The sequence below is a fragment of the Bacillus sp. 05T31 genome (assembly GCF_056396725.1).
Map to the genome: position 1 here is coordinate 1 of NZ_JBFTMA010001025.1, position 1,083 is coordinate 1,083.

A 1,083-nucleotide genomic window follows, 5' to 3' on the forward strand; every position below is an offset into this window, starting at 1 on the left:
AAATGAAGATGAGAGTGCTAAGATGTCTCAAGATAAGTACTTAGAAATTATGTTACTTGAAATGCAGCAAATACAATCTACTATTAATAACTATTTATCTTTAACCAAACCACAAAACATTATAAAAGAGGAACTAGATATTAATTACATATTAAATCAAGTGAAAGATAATATTTCACCACTCGCTCTTTCATATAATGTTGAAATAAAACAGCATATTACAACAGATTCCCTTTACATAAATGCTAATACTGAAAAATTTAAAATATGTCTAACCAACATCATACAAAATGGAATTGAGGCTATGAAAAATGGTGGCGTATTACAAATAAATATACAAAAAATAAAAGATAATATTGTAATTGATATTATTGATACAGGAATAGGAATGTCTTCCCAACAAATAAAACGTATTGCCTTGCCATTTTATTCAACAACAGAAAAAGGTACTGGGCTTGGTACTATGATTGCGTACAGTATTATTAAAGAATTAAACGGAGATATAGAGATAGAAAGTGAACTAGGAAAAGGWACACACTTTTCTATCACTATCCCCTGCTAAWATAATAGAAGATTTATTTAAATGATATTATTTTGTAGCTAATATAACCATATAAAAAGAAGACGTAACTATTCGTCCTCTTTTTATATGGTTCTGGTGCAAAAATRTTAGTTAGAAACMTAGAGTAGCAATTTCACAATTTATTCACAAGTACCGTTAAGCGCAAGTTTACGTTAAGTATGCTATTTGCATAATAATGTTTTCAAGAAAAAAGTAGCTGTACTTTTGTGCAGCTACCTTTTTATGCAATAAATCAGTAATAGATATTCGAGCTGCAATAAATGCCCCTTTTATACTTTGAAATGTAATTTGCAAACTACAATTTGACATAATTCTAATAGTATGGGAYGTATATTTCTCCATAAAAGCAACTTATTTTTATCTCTTTTAAACAATTTATCATATTATTTTCATCTAATTAGGCACAGAAACAATTTAAAAATTCTTACTACTTTTTAGGAAAAACGTTTTTAGGGTACATTTTAAAATAGCTCTTTTTCTTTAAAATGTTTCTGTGCCTA

At 27.6% G+C, this 1,083-nt stretch carries 2 protein-coding genes; one reads left to right on the forward strand and one right to left on the reverse strand.

Features of this window, described 5'->3' with window-relative positions; translation table 11 throughout:
- Window positions 1-562, forward strand: a 562-nt coding sequence (locus AC1DJR_RS30965) for an ATP-binding protein (RefSeq protein ID WP_477004362.1), incomplete at its 5' end; no start/stop codon positions are given.
- Between the two features lie 168 nt (window positions 563-730).
- Here AC1DJR_RS30965 and AC1DJR_RS30970 read toward each other — a convergent pair.
- Window positions 731-892, reverse strand: coding sequence for a hypothetical protein (locus AC1DJR_RS30970; protein ID WP_162181135.1), 162 nt, complete (start codon window positions 890-892; stop codon window positions 731-733).
- Between the last annotated feature and the right edge of the window lie 191 nt (window positions 893-1,083).

Excerpts from the sequence above, each read along its gene's own strand:
- AC1DJR_RS30970 (WP_162181135.1), bottom strand. The coding sequence starts at position 892 with ATGTCAAATTGTAGTTTGCAAATTACATTTCAAAGTATAAAAGGGGCA.